The 11,613-nt window shown below is 57.3% G+C and carries 13 protein-coding genes; 10 read left to right on the top strand and 3 right to left on the bottom strand.

Going from position 1 to position 11,613, the window contains the following annotated elements:
* The first annotated feature begins 3 nt into the window (after positions 1 to 3).
* The 7 genes from RUA4292_RS18245 (at position 4) to uvrC (ending at position 8,114) form a co-directional block, all read left to right on the top strand.
* Positions 4 to 1,326, top strand: coding sequence for a TAXI family TRAP transporter solute-binding subunit (locus tag RUA4292_RS18245; protein ID WP_145975013.1), 1,323 nt, complete (start codon positions 4 to 6; stop codon positions 1,324 to 1,326).
* A 101-nt stretch (positions 1,327 to 1,427) separates the two neighbouring features.
* Positions 1,428 to 2,357 (top strand): ABC transporter ATP-binding protein, encoded by a 930-nt coding sequence (locus RUA4292_RS18240; RefSeq protein ID WP_058273632.1) that lies wholly within the window; start codon positions 1,428 to 1,430, stop codon positions 2,355 to 2,357.
* Entirely contained in the window at positions 2,354 to 3,115 is a 762-nt protein-coding gene (locus tag RUA4292_RS18235; RefSeq protein ID WP_058273631.1) for an ABC transporter permease, read from the top strand. Before RUA4292_RS18240 ends, RUA4292_RS18235 begins: the two co-directional genes overlap by 4 nt.
* A 104-nt stretch (positions 3,116 to 3,219) precedes the next feature.
* Positions 3,220 to 4,017, top strand: a complete 798-nt coding sequence (locus RUA4292_RS18230) for a S49 family peptidase (protein ID WP_058278875.1) — start codon at positions 3,220 to 3,222, stop codon at positions 4,015 to 4,017.
* Between the two features lie 168 nt (positions 4,018 to 4,185).
* Positions 4,186 to 5,148: a calcium/sodium antiporter gene (locus RUA4292_RS18220; protein WP_058278873.1), complete on the top strand. Its 963-nt coding sequence runs from the start codon at positions 4,186 to 4,188 to the stop codon at positions 5,146 to 5,148.
* 21 nt (positions 5,149 to 5,169) lie between these two features.
* On the top strand, positions 5,170 to 5,949 hold the full coding sequence (locus RUA4292_RS18215; RefSeq protein ID WP_058278872.1) for an SDR family oxidoreductase: 780 nt from the start codon (positions 5,170 to 5,172) through the stop codon (positions 5,947 to 5,949).
* 290 nt (positions 5,950 to 6,239) lie between these two features.
* Positions 6,240 to 8,114: an excinuclease ABC subunit UvrC gene (gene uvrC, locus RUA4292_RS18210; RefSeq protein ID WP_058278871.1), complete on the top strand. Its 1,875-nt coding sequence runs from the start codon at positions 6,240 to 6,242 to the stop codon at positions 8,112 to 8,114.
* Here the strand turns inward: uvrC and RUA4292_RS18205 are convergent.
* Complete coding sequence (locus RUA4292_RS18205) at positions 8,111 to 8,995, bottom strand: DMT family transporter (protein WP_058278919.1); 885 nt, start codon at positions 8,993 to 8,995, stop codon at positions 8,111 to 8,113. The two genes, uvrC and RUA4292_RS18205, sit on opposite strands and share 4 nt — an antisense overlap.
* Positions 8,996 to 9,173: 178 nt before the next feature.
* Between RUA4292_RS18205 and pgsA the strand changes: the two genes are divergently transcribed.
* The 3 genes from pgsA to RUA4292_RS18190 are packed head-to-tail and all read left to right on the top strand — an operon-like array spanning position 9,174 to position 10,539.
* Positions 9,174 to 9,842 carry a CDP-diacylglycerol--glycerol-3-phosphate 3-phosphatidyltransferase gene (gene pgsA, locus RUA4292_RS18200; RefSeq protein ID WP_058278870.1) on the top strand — a complete coding sequence of 223 codons (669 nt, stop codon included), beginning with the start codon at positions 9,174 to 9,176 and terminating at the stop codon, positions 9,840 to 9,842.
* Between the two features lie 3 nt (positions 9,843 to 9,845).
* Positions 9,846 to 10,091: a molybdopterin converting factor subunit 1 gene (moaD, locus tag RUA4292_RS18195; RefSeq protein WP_058278869.1), complete on the top strand. Its 246-nt coding sequence runs from the start codon at positions 9,846 to 9,848 to the stop codon at positions 10,089 to 10,091.
* A 4-nt stretch (positions 10,092 to 10,095) separates the two neighbouring features.
* On the top strand, positions 10,096 to 10,539 hold the full coding sequence (locus RUA4292_RS18190; RefSeq protein WP_058278868.1) for a molybdenum cofactor biosynthesis protein MoaE: 444 nt from the start codon (positions 10,096 to 10,098) through the stop codon (positions 10,537 to 10,539).
* A 49-nt stretch (positions 10,540 to 10,588) separates the two neighbouring features.
* On the opposite strand, the gene RUA4292_RS18185 is transcribed toward RUA4292_RS18190, so the two are convergent.
* Both RUA4292_RS18185 and RUA4292_RS18180 read right to left on the bottom strand, forming a co-directional pair.
* Positions 10,589 to 11,119 (bottom strand): hypothetical protein, encoded by a 531-nt coding sequence (locus RUA4292_RS18185; protein ID WP_058278867.1) that lies wholly within the window; start codon positions 11,117 to 11,119, stop codon positions 10,589 to 10,591.
* 173 nt (positions 11,120 to 11,292) lie between these two features.
* Complete coding sequence (locus RUA4292_RS18180; protein WP_058278866.1) at positions 11,293 to 11,613, bottom strand: hypothetical protein; 321 nt, start codon at positions 11,611 to 11,613, stop codon at positions 11,293 to 11,295.

Raw genomic sequence — 11,613 nt, 5'->3', positions numbered from 1 at the left:
GACTTGCCAGATGGTCACGCGATCCTTAGCGTTCCAAACGGGATGGAGAGCGAGGCTCGGATGCGGTTGTGGTTCCTTTTTGGTGGCGCCGTTGCGCTGGCGGTGTTGGTAGGCGTGTTTTCGCGCCTGCATCCCCCTGGCAGTATGATGTTGGCGGCGGGTCCAGTAGGCGGCGCTTATGAAACCGTTGCGCGGGACTACGCCGCAATTCTGGCGCGCGATGATATTCAACTGGAAATACTGGATACCGCTGGTTCGGTCGAAAATGCTGAACTGCTTAGTGCGGGCGATGTCGACGCTGCATTTCTACAAGGCGGTATCCGGGTTGATCCAAAAAAGGCTGAGGCCGTCGGGGCAGCGTTTTTTGAACCTATCATCTTTTTGGTCAACGAAGGCGCAACTATCCCCAAAAACCCCGCCTTGTGGACCGGTTTGAGGATCAACAGCGGCGCACCAGGCTCAGGTACGGCTGCGGCTTTTCGGGATTTCGAAAAGGCGGTCGGCTTGAATGAGGGGGACAATACACATTTCTCAATCCCCTATGCAAAAGCCGCGGCCGCTTTGTTGGACGGAGATTTGGATATCGCCGTCTATGTTGCGCCCATCGAAGCTCCCTATCTGAAGGCCGCATATGCAGAGCCGGGGCTTCGCGTGCTGGCGCTGGATCATGTTCAGGCGATCTCGCGGCGGTTGGAATACGCGACGGTGGTGACAGTTCCGGCGGGAGGAATGTCGTTGGACCCAGTTCTTCCGCCGCGACCGGTAGAGTTGATAGCGATCGAAGCCCGCCTGGTCGTGCGACCGGATTTGCACCCTGCGCTGATCAACCGTCTGACGATGGCGGCGATTGAATTGCACAGTGCCCGCGGAATTATCGCCGATCCGGGGGCATTCCCCAACCTCGAAGGTGCAGGGATGACGATCAACAATACGGCCCGGCAGCTAATTGTTGATGGTCCTTCGACATGGCATAATTGGCTGCCCTATTGGATCGCAGCACAGATTAACCGGGTTCTTTTGCTGTTGCTGCCGTTCTTTTTCATTGTGGTGCCTCTGATCCGGCTTGTGCCTATGGCCTATGCCTACGTGATGCGGTGGCGGGTTTGGCAGCACTACCCCGAAATCCGGGAAATTGAGGAGGAACTGGCCAACAATCCCGGTGTCAACGAGCTGCGCGAGATGCAGGCGCATCTGAACGCCCTAGATGAACGCCTCGCAACGTTGCGGCTGCCCGCGGCCTATCGGCAAGGACTGTACGATGCGCGGTTGCATGTCGAACTTGTACAAAAACGGGTGGCCGAATTGCAGCAGCATAGTCAGACCTGATCCAGCCGCGCGCCCACAAAAAAGCGCAGAACAATGTGCGGAATTGACCTGTTCTGTGACGGGCCGTCGGGGTAGTGTCCCCGCCAGAACAGGGAATGTGTATGACAACTATTCTGTCCATCAGGGATTTGCGTAAGTCCTATGCAGACGGATTCGAGGCGCTCAAAGGGGTGTCCTTGGATATCGAGCAGGGCGAAATTCTGGCGTTGCTGGGCCCAAATGGGGCTGGCAAGACAACGCTGATTTCCACCGTGTGTGGCATAACCACTCCGACTTCGGGCACCGTTACCGTAGGTGGGCATGACATCCAGACCGAATTTCGTGCCGCGCGCCGGATGATCGGGCTGGTGCCGCAGGAAATCGCGCTTGAGCCGTTTGAGAAAGTTTGGAACACGGTCCGGTTCTCTCGCGGCCTGTTCGGATATGGCAGCGACAATGCCCGGATCGAAGAGATCCTGCGCAAGCTGTCTCTGTGGGACAAGCGTAAAAACGCGATCAAGGAACTGTCCGGTGGCATGAAGCGCCGCGTGCTGATTGCCAAGGCCCTGGCGCATGAGCCGCGCGTTCTTTTCCTGGATGAGCCGACCGCCGGCGTAGATGTCGAACTGCGCAAGGACATGTGGGAGATCGTGGCCGAGCTGAAAAAGGCCGGGGTCACCATCATCCTGACGACACATTACATCGAAGAGGCCGAAGCCATTGCCGACAGGGTAGGTGTGATCGACAAGGGTGAGCTGCGGCTCGTCCAGGACAAGAACACCCTGATGGCCCAGATGGGCAAGAAACAGATCGAGGTTATGCTGGCCGATCCTATCCAGGCCATTCCCGACAGTCTGGCTGTGCATAACCTGACGTTGAACGGCAATGGCGATGCGCTGGTCTATACCTATGACACCCACGCGGACCGCACTGGGATCACCACATTGCTGAACGACGTGGCGCAGGCGGGGCTTGTTCTGCGCGACGTTCAGACCCGGCAGTCGAGCCTGGAAGAGATTTTCGTGAACCTGGTATCCGGAGAACCTGCATGAACTGGTCTGCCATCGCTGCAATCTACCGGTTCGAAATGGCCCGGTTCTTCCGCACTCTGGCACAGAGCTTTCTGTCGCCGGTCCTGTCGACCTCATTGTATTTTGTGGTCTTCGGCACTGCGATCGGCAGCCGCATCCAAGAGGTCGAGGGTGTATCTTATGGCGCGTTTATCGTGCCGGGGCTTATCATGTTGTCCGTTGTGATGCTGGCAATCTCGAACGCGTCTTTCGGGATCTACTTCCCGAAATTCCTTGGTACGATCTACGAACTGTTGTCGGCGCCAGTAAATTTCATAGAGATCGTAATAGGTTACGTCGGAGCCGCCGCTACTAAGTCGCTATTTGTCGGGTTGGTAATCCTTGTGACAGCCACATTCTTCGTGGACATACGCATCGAACATCCCTTTGCGATGGCAGCGTTCTTGATCCTGTCCTGCCTCAGTTTTTCGCTGTTGGGCTTTATCGTCGGGATATGGGCCAGCAACTTTGAGCAGATATCTTTGGTGCCCCAACTGGTTGTCACGCCACTGATCTTTCTGGGCGGCACGTTCTATTCGATCTCGATGCTGCCGCCGGTGTGGCAGACGATCACCCTGTTCAACCCGGTTGTTTACCTGATTTCCGGGTTCCGCTGGTCGTTTTACGGGTTGGCGGATGTGCCAATTGGTTTCAGCCTGCTGGCGATTCTGGTCTTCACGGGGACTTGTCTGGCTGTGATCGGCTGGATATTCAAAACCGGTTGGCGCATTCGCAGCTAGGGCGTTGCATTTTTGCCCGCCATGTGTGTGAATTTGGTTCACGTCACGTCTAAGGCCCGAAGGGTCCCTTGTTTAGGACCCAGCCGCACTCTACATCGGCACCCATGAAGCTCAGCCTGCCATTTGTCAAAAAGCAGCCCCTCGTGGCCGTGGTTCGCCTGTCCGGCGCCATCGGAATGGCGGGGCGTGGATCGTTGAACGACACCTCGCTGGCCCCCGTTCTGGAAAAGGCGTTTCGCAAGGGTAAACCTGCGGCCGTGGCGCTTGAGATCAACTCGCCCGGTGGATCGCCGGTACAAAGCTCTCTGATCGGGTCGCGAATCCGGCGGCTGTCGGAAGAGCTTGAGATCCCCGTTATCGCCTTCGTCGAAGACGTTGCAGCGTCTGGCGGCTACTGGCTGGCCGCTGCCGCCGACGAAATCTGGGCGGATGACAGCTCGGTCCTGGGGTCGATCGGCGTGATTTCGGCTGGGTTTGGCGCGCATGTCCTTCTGGCGCGGCAAGGCATCGAGCGGCGCATACATACGGCGGGTAAATCAAAATCAATGCTCGACCCGTTTTCGCCGGAGAAAGAAGAAGATGTCGCGCGGCTGCAAGCCTTGCTGGGTGATATCCACGCGAACTTCATTGACCATGTCAAAGCCCGTCGCGGTGACAAGCTGGATCAAAGTGCGGATCTGTTCACGGGCGAGGTCTGGCTTGCCAGACGTGCGCAGGAACTGGGCCTGATTGACGGCGTCGCGCACCTGAGGCCGAAATTGCAGGAGCGGTTCGGCGACAAGGTGAAGTTCCGCCGCTATGGCCTGCGCAAACCGTTCTGGTCGCGGTTCGGTTCCACACTTGCCCAAGACGCCATAACCGGAATTGAGGAGCGGGCGGCTTACGCGCGCTTTGGTTTGTGACGTGATTGTCAAGATTGTCACCCTTTTCCTGATTGTCATGGGTGTCCTGGCGATGTTCGGCAAACTGCGCTTTCCGGGGCAGAAGAAGTTGCAATCTGCAAGATGCTCGCGCTGTGGACGGTTCAGTATCGGTAAGGGGCCTTGCTCCTGCGAAAAAGGAGGCCGTACATGACGGCATGGCTGTTATCCGGCCTCGGCTTGCTGATCTTGCTTCTCGCAGGTGATGCTCTGGTCCGCGGCGCAGTGAACCTGAGCCTGCGCCTGGGTGTACCAGCCCTGATCGTCAGCCTGACCATTGTGGCCTTTGGCACCTCGGCCCCCGAGCTGTTAATCGCGATCAGTGCGATCAAGGAAAACGCGCCGGGGATCGCGCTGGGTAACGTGGTCGGGTCGAACACGGCAAACATCTTGCTGGTTCTGGGTTTGCCAGCCTTGCTTGCCACGCTGCACACCAGCGAATGCAACACCAGAAGAAACTATGTTTTCATGCTGCTGGCCACGGTGCTGTTCATCGGCCTGGCATTTTGCGGCGTGTTCAACATTGCCAGTGGTGCGATCTTGCTGGCTGCTTTGGGATTGGTCCTGCTTAACGCGTTCCGCGATGCGCGCGCGCATCGCAAAGCCTGCGGTGAAGCCTGCGCGGAAGAGGATGAGCTGGAAGGTCTGGAAGAGGCCGATCCGGACATGCCCTATTGGAAACTATCGATCTATCTGGCCCTGGGCCTGATAGGCCTGCCGATGGGTGCGCATCTATTGGTCGACAACGCCACGATCATTGCCCGCACATACGGCGTCAGCGAAACGATTATCGGACTGACGCTGATCGCAGTTGGGACATCCCTGCCGGAACTGGCAACGACTGTGATGGCGGCCTTACGTAGGCAAGCGGATGTCGCCTTGGGTAACGTGATCGGGTCGAACATGTTCAACCTTTTGGCCATCGTCGGTATCGCCACTTTGTTTGGACGTATCCCGGTGGACCCGGAATTCCTGCGTTTCGATCTGTGGGTCATGCTGGGCGCATCGCTTCTGTTGATCCCGTTCGTGTTCTTGAAACAAGATATCACACGCGGCTGGGGTCTGGTGTTGACGCTGCTGTATGCCGTCTACATCGTCTCGCTGTTGGCGTGACCTGAAGATAGGGGGAAATCCATGGCCCGAGCGTTGGTGACCGGTGCAGGTATTCGTCTTGGTCGGGCAATGGCCCTGTATCTGGCAAACCGGGGATATGACGTCGCAGTGCACTATGCGACGTCTGAACAACCTGCCGCCGAAACCGTAGCCGAGGTGCACGCGCTTGGGCGCAAGGCGGTCGCCTTGCACGCCGATCTGCTGGATGAGGCGCAGGTCCTGACCTTGCTGCCCCGTGCGGCAGAGGCGCTGGGCGGACCGATCACCTGTCTGGTGAACAACGCATCGATCTTTGAATACGACAACCTTCAATCCGCCACGCGGCAAAGCTGGGACCGGCATCTCGACAGCAACCTGCGTGCGCCATTCGTTCTGACGCAGGCCATGGCCGCGCAGGGGCTGAAGCCGGGCACGGACGAGGCGGGTGAGCCTGTTGCCACCGGGCTGATCGTGAACATGGTGGATATGCGGGTGCGCAAGCTCACGCCAGAGTTCATGACCTATACGATTGCCAAGATGGGTCTGTGGGCCTTGACGCGCACCTCGGCGCAGGCGCTTTCGCCAGCGATCCGGGTTAACGCGATCGGGCCTGGTCCAACGATGCAAGGTCATCGGCAAAGCCAAGAACACTTCAATGCGCAGCGCGCGAACACGGTGCTGGAGCGCGGGTCAAACCCATCCGATATCACCGCGGCTTTGGGTTATTTCCTGGATGCGCATGCGGTCACAGGCCAACTATTGTGCGTCGACGGAGGTCAGCATCTGGGGTGGAAAACACCGGATGTTCTGGGGCTTGAATAAGTAAAACTGCTGCAAGTTTTGCACCGCTCTCGGTTCTGTTACCTTCGCGTTACAAAAATGTCTTTTTTTTCATACACTTGCCTTGTGAATGAAATTAAATACAATGAAAACAATGAGTTAAATATTTGCTTATTTTTTGTGCAAATCAAGGATTCCTTAATGAATCAAGGGAAATTCGCCACGCTCAGAAACTTATCTTCACACTTATCCACAGAAACCGTGGATTTGTTTTCTCTTGATCTGGGGGCCACAAGATTGCAGCCATGGTCAGAGAATCATATCTCAGGCAAATGACAACAGACAGCGACTCGACCCCTGACACTCAATTGACCGGCTATGCCTGCATATTGCGGTATGTGAAGACGCTGGACAGCTCACCCGGTGTGTATCGGATGTTGGATGCGGACAGCCGGGTGCTGTACGTCGGCAAGGCGCGCAACCTCAAAGCGCGGGTGTCGAACTATGCGCGGCCGGGACATTCGGGGCGGATTGAGCGGATGATCGCGGCGACAGCCTCGATGATGTTCCTGACCACGCGGACCGAGACCGAGGCGCTGCTGCTTGAGCAGAACCTGATCAAGCAGCTCAAGCCCAAGTACAACGTGCTGCTGCGGGACGATAAGAGTTTTCCCAATATTCTGGTCGCCAAGGACCATTCCTTTCCGCAGATCAAAAAACACCGTGGCGCGAAGAAAGAGAAGGGGACCTATTTTGGCCCCTTCGCCAGTGCTGGCGCGGTCAATCGAACGTTGAACCAGCTGCAAAAGGCGTTTCTGTTGCGCAATTGCTCGGATTCCATGTTTGACGGCCGCACGCGGCCCTGTCTGCTTTATCAGATCAAGCGGTGCTCGGGGCCATGCGTTGGCCTGATCTCGGAAGATGAATACGGCGAAAGCGTCAAAGATGCCGAGCGGTTCCTGTCGGGGCGGTCGACCAAAGTGCAAGAAGAGCTGGCCGAACAGATGATGGCCGCGTCCGAGGCGATGGAGTTCGAACGCGCCGCCGGGCTACGGGATCGCATCCGGGCGCTGACGCAGGTGCAGACGTCCCAGGGTATCAATCCGCGCGGTGTGGCTGAGGCGGATGTGATCGGCCTGTATATGGACAGCGGGCAGGCTTGTGTTCAGGTGTTCTTTATCCGCGCCAATCAGAACTGGGGGAACAAAGATTTCTATCCTCGTGTCGGTGCGGATGTGTCCGCAGCAGAGGTGATGGAGGCGTTTCTTGGCCAGTTCTACGACAACAAGGAACCGCCCCGGCAACTGATCCTGTCGGACGCCGTCGAAAATGCCGATCTAATGCACGAGGCGCTGAGCGAGAAGGCAGGGCGCAAGGTCGAAATCCTAGTGCCTCAGCGCGGTGAGAAACAGGAACTGATTGCTGGGGCCTTGCGCAACGCGCGGGAATCCCTGGCCCGTCGGATGTCGGAAAGTGCCACGCAGGCCAAGCTGCTGCGTGGTGTGGCCGAAGCGTTTGATCTGGACAGCCCACCGAACCGGATTGAGGTTTACGATAACTCTCATATCCAGGGCACCAACGCCGTTGGTGGGATGATCGTGGCAGGCCCAGAAGGGTACATGAAAAACGCCTATCGAAAGTTCAACATTCGGGGTGATGACCTGACCCCCGGTGACGACTTTGGTATGATGAAAGAGGTTCTGACCCGCCGCTTTACTCGCCTGCAAAAAGAGGATCCGGATCGTGACAAGGGGTTGTGGCCCGACCTGTTACTGATCGACGGCGGCGCGGGGCAGGTGAGTGCTGTGCGCGAGATCATGGTGGAACATGGGGTCGAAGATATTCCTATGGTGGGTGTTGCAAAGGGCGTTGATCGCGATCACGGCAAGGAAGAGTTCCATCGTACCGGCCAGCGCCCCTTTGCCTTAAAACGCAATGACCCGGTGCTGTATTTTATTCAGCGTCTGCGCGACGAGGCGCACCGGTTTGCAATCGGTACTCACCGTGCCAAACGGGCCAAAGCGGTCGGCGCGACGCCGTTGGACGAAATCCCCGGAGTTGGTGCTGCGCGCAAACGGGCATTGCTGGCGCATTTCGGCAGTGCCAAGGCTGTTAGCCGGGCCAATCTGGCGGATTTGAAAGCGGTCGAGGGGATCTCAGCCGGGTTGGCGCAGAAAGTTTATGATTTCTTCCACGACAAGGGCTAGACCTTGCGCCCGCGCCACAGGATGTAGAGGCCGGAGGCCACGATCAGACCACTACCGATCCACATTGTCTGGTCCAGATCCTCGCCGAAAAAGATCACGCCCAAAGCAACACCGAACAGCAGGCGGGAATAGCGGAAGGGCGTGACGGCGGACACCTCTCCGGTTCGCATGGCCTTCATCAGGGATGTATATGCGATTGCGCCAAGGCCCACAGCTCCGGCGATATGCAGGCTTGTGATCAACGGCACAGGCGCGATGGGGGCCTGTTCCCAAAAGCTGTAGGCAAACCCGGCGACAAACACGCTGACAAAGCCATAGAACCCTAAAACTTCGGTTCCAAGGCTGGCGGGTGCGACCCGACTGGCCAGATCGCGACCAGCAAATCCCAACATCCCAAGCACGGCCAACAGAGACAAGATGGTGAAACTGTCTCCGGTTGGTTGGATGATGATCACAACGCCGATCAGGCCAACGAGAATGGCGCTCCACCGCCGCCAACCAACGGTCTCTCCGAATAGAAGCGCGGCACAGGCGACGACCACAAGCGGGGTGGCCTGCAGGATAACAGTAGCTGATGACAAGGGCGTCAATGTAATGGCCAGTACGTAGAACAGCCGCCCAAGAATTTCGAAAACCGCGCGGATCTTCATTGCAGGCGACAGCACATCCGGTTGCAGCAGCCGCGTGCCACGTGTCATTGCGACACAGGCAAAAATGACCGCGCCACCCAATCCGAACAGGACAAGAATTTGCCAGACGGGCAAGGCAACCGCCGCTGCTTTCAGCAGCGCGTCTTCCAGTGCGAAACATGCCATCGCTCCGATCATCCATGCGCTACCGATCAGGTTGGCGCGCGCGTCGGTCTCAATATTCGGGGTCATCAGTTCGTCTTTGCCATTGGGCTTGGTCGGCTGCACTCTGACGACAATCCGACCCGGGGCCAAGGCCAATAACCGGTGCCGCGCCGGACTGCGGCGCTTTGACCAAGCCTCTGTGATCGATACAGTTTTTTTCCACCCCGTCTTTCCTGTCCCCGGTCAGCGATGTAGGGTCTTCTTCATGAAGTGGAACCTGCCGAATATCCTGACCGTACTGCGCCTGTTGGCCGCGCCCGGTCTGGCCGTAATGTTTCTGTATTTCACCAGGCCCTATGCGGACTGGTTTGCGCTGATCCTGTTCTTGTCTGCCGCGATTACCGACTGGTTTGATGGGTACTTGGCGCGCGCGTGGAAACAGGAAACCAAGATCGGCGCCATGTTGGACCCGATTGCGGACAAGGCGATGGTGGTGATCGCGCTGATGATCCTTGTGGGTTACTCCGCTGAGCACTGGACGCCCTGGCTGGTGCTGCCTGCGACGGTCATCCTGTTCCGCGAAGTTTTTGTCTCGGGCCTGCGGGAATATCTGGGTGATACGGCCGGAACGCTGAAGGTCACAAAGCTGGCGAAATGGAAAACGACCGCGCAGATGGTGGCGATTGCCATTCTGTTTTCGCAGGGGGTTTTCGAGCACTATTTTGTGATGGCTACATTCGGCATGGATGCCGCAACGATGGATCAGGTTCTGACGGGTCAATTGGAAGACCTGAATCATATGCGCTGGCACCTTGAGGCGATGTTCTGGTCCGGTCGCATTGGGCTGTGGCTGTTGTGGATCGCGGCAGCGCTTACATTGATCACCGGCTATGACTACCTACGTAAAGCCATGCCCCACCTGAAGGAGAGCTAAGGGATGGACGTGCTGTATTTTGCTTGGGTGCGTGAACGGATCGGCCTGCCGAAAGAGCGGATCGAAACCGAGGCCGCAACCGTATCCGATCTGGTCGCCGAGCTGAGTGCGCGTGAAGACCGCTATGCTGCCGCATTTGCGGACCTGTCCGCACTGCGTGTGGCACTGGATCAGGAGCTGTCCGATTTTGACGCATCGCTTTCTGGCGTGCGCGAAGTGGCTTTTTTCCCGCCGATGACCGGCGGCTAAATCCATGCGCATCTCGGTTCAGGAAGAAGAATTTGATCTTGGGGCCGAAGCCAATACCTTCGCCGCCGGAGACGATGCCAACGGCGCCATCGTGACCTTTACCGGCGTGGTGCGCGATCTGGCATCCGGTGATCTGGATGTGATGGAGATCGAGCATTACCCCGGTATGACCGAACGGGCGCTCACCAAAATAGCCGAAGAGGCACAGCAGCGCTGGTCGTTGGGCGATGTTCTGGTGATTCACCGCCACGGGCGCCTTGCCCCCGGGGACCGGATCATGATGGTGGCTACTGCCGCGCGGCACCGCAAGGATGCGTTTGAGGCGGCAGAATACCTGATGGATTACCTAAAATCCCGCGCGCCATTCTGGAAAAAAGAAATCACCACATCCGGCGCGGAATGGGTCGCAGCCAAGGATGAGGATGAAGATGCGCTGACGCGGTGGTAGGTTCTGTGCCCGGCACCGGATTATCTGGTGCCGGGTCTATCATAGCGAGTTAGGTGCTTTGTTCGGTGTTACACTGCCGTGCCGCTTCGATGGCTTTTTTAGTACCATCCAGACTAACGGTGAATGCGAACTCTTTCTTCGGAAACACGGTCATTTCGTATTTGTTCATGACGTCATCCACAAACTGGGCGTTGTTCGCAAGGATGTATCCGCCTGTATATCCGTCGGCGAGATGCTTAGTCTTCTTGTGCGCCTCAGCTTCGTAGACGTTGCCGTCGAGTGACAGGAAGATCTTTTCCTTCTTACCCTTCAGGCCAATGTCGTTCTTCGTGAACACACCAAGATAGCCCATCTCGTGGTCCTTGGTCAGACCCATCTGAACGACGTTCTGGTTTTCGTCCATACGCTCGATCAGGCAGGACCCGCGGGAGTCATCCACAAAGATAGTCCAACCGGATTCTTCGCCCCAGTTGGTGAAGGTATCGTTCTCTGACGGTATGACGTCACTTGAAGCCCAAGCGGCTACAGCAGAGAAGATGCTTAGAGTCGCAGCGGTTGTTAATGATGATTTGAAATTCATAGTACACTCCAATTTTCTGGATAGTGAACAGTGATGTGCATGTGTAAAAAATGCACCAATTCCTAATATTGAATTTGTTTTAAGAATTGAAGGCGATTGCCTCGGATCGGCTGATTTGCGCCGAAGGTGCAGTCGGCCCCAACCGGGGTCAGCTATTAAGCCCGGGGCTGGGATCAATCCGCGTTGTTGATACGCCCGCGTAGTTCTTCCGCCTCTTGCCGGGCGGCGCGCAGGCCGTCCATGGCGGCGGCCAATTCGGCCTCGGTCTGGGTCAGCTGGTTGGTCAGTTCGGCCTCGCGCTGCTGCAGATAGGTGATGGCCTGGTCGCGGGTTTCTTCTGCCTCATGCAGCTCCTGGCTCATGCGGTCCAGATCGGCGACGTCGCTTTGCCGGACGCGCGACAGGCGATGGGCCAGCCAGTTGGCGAACCATCCCATGCTAAAGGCGGCAAACAATATGACGGCGGTCGCGATAATGAATTCGATTCTGTTCAA

This window comes from Ruegeria atlantica, assembly GCF_001458195.1.
In the GTDB taxonomy this organism is placed as follows: Bacteria; Pseudomonadota; Alphaproteobacteria; order Rhodobacterales; family Rhodobacteraceae; genus Ruegeria; species Ruegeria atlantica.
This window is presented reverse-complemented; position numbering and strand designations above follow the sequence as displayed.

What these genes read in the sequence shown, in the direction of transcription:
- RUA4292_RS18205 (WP_058278919.1), bottom strand. Translation starts at nt 8,995, where the DNA reads ATGACCCCGAATATTGAGACCGACGCGCGCGCCAACCTGATCGGTAGC.
- RUA4292_RS18230 (WP_058278875.1), top strand. Translation starts at nt 3,220, where the DNA reads ATGAAGCTCAGCCTGCCATTTGTCAAAAAGCAGCCCCTCGTGGCCGTG.
- RUA4292_RS18215 (WP_058278872.1), top strand. Translation starts at nt 5,170, where the DNA reads ATGGCCCGAGCGTTGGTGACCGGTGCAGGTATTCGTCTTGGTCGGGCA.
- RUA4292_RS18240 (WP_058273632.1), top strand. Translation starts at nt 1,428, where the DNA reads ATGACAACTATTCTGTCCATCAGGGATTTGCGTAAGTCCTATGCAGAC.
- pgsA (WP_058278870.1), top strand. Translation starts at nt 9,174, where the DNA reads ATGAAGTGGAACCTGCCGAATATCCTGACCGTACTGCGCCTGTTGGCC.
- RUA4292_RS18220 (WP_058278873.1), top strand. Translation starts at nt 4,186, where the DNA reads ATGACGGCATGGCTGTTATCCGGCCTCGGCTTGCTGATCTTGCTTCTC.
- uvrC (WP_058278871.1), top strand. Translation starts at nt 6,240, where the DNA reads ATGACAACAGACAGCGACTCGACCCCTGACACTCAATTGACCGGCTAT.
- RUA4292_RS18185 (WP_058278867.1), bottom strand. Translation starts at nt 11,119, where the DNA reads ATGAATTTCAAATCATCATTAACAACCGCTGCGACTCTAAGCATCTTC.
- RUA4292_RS18235 (WP_058273631.1), top strand. Translation starts at nt 2,354, where the DNA reads ATGAACTGGTCTGCCATCGCTGCAATCTACCGGTTCGAAATGGCCCGG.
- moaD (WP_058278869.1), top strand. Translation starts at nt 9,846, where the DNA reads ATGGACGTGCTGTATTTTGCTTGGGTGCGTGAACGGATCGGCCTGCCG.
- RUA4292_RS18190 (WP_058278868.1), top strand. Translation starts at nt 10,096, where the DNA reads ATGCGCATCTCGGTTCAGGAAGAAGAATTTGATCTTGGGGCCGAAGCC.